Annotated in this window: 1 protein-coding gene; it reads right to left on the bottom strand. The window is 69.2% G+C overall.

The window, feature by feature from the left end:
- Window positions 1-503 (bottom strand): calcium-binding protein (locus AC1DGP_RS35315; protein ID WP_476833306.1); only part of this gene is annotated, 503 nt, incomplete at both ends.

Here is a 503-nt window from a genome sequence, read left to right as displayed (position 1 = left end):
GTGATCGTGTCGTTACCTGCGCCGGTCGCGACGTTCTCGATGCTCCAGAGCGTGTCGGTGCCGCTGTCCGTGCTGACCGCGCTGCCGCGTCCGAGCAGGCCGTTGCCGAGATCGACCGTCAGGTTCGCCATGATTGCCGACATGTCGAGCGTGTCGATGCCCGTGCCGCCGTCGCTGTCATCGCCGAAATAGACGTCGTTGCCGTCACCGATCGCAGCCACGAACACGTCATTGCCCGCACCCGCCACCACCGTGTCGTCGCCGGCCCCGGCCGTGATCCGGTCGTCGCCGGTGCCACCGAAGATCCGGTCGTTGCCGGCCTCGCCATCGATCAGGTCGTTGCCGGCCCCGCCGAGCAGCACGTCGTCGCCGGCCCCGCCGAAGACCACGTCACGGCCCTCCCCGGCATCGACGAAGTCGTTGCCGTCGCCGGCCGAGATCGTGTCGTTGCCGCCCGCTCCGATCAGGACATCGTCGCCGCCCTGGCCGATCAGGTTGTCCGC

The sequence above is a fragment of the Allobosea sp. 05T433 genome (genome assembly GCF_056396065.1).
The sequence above is the reverse complement of the archived record's forward strand: the minus strand, read 5'-3'. Positions and strand labels throughout refer to the sequence as shown.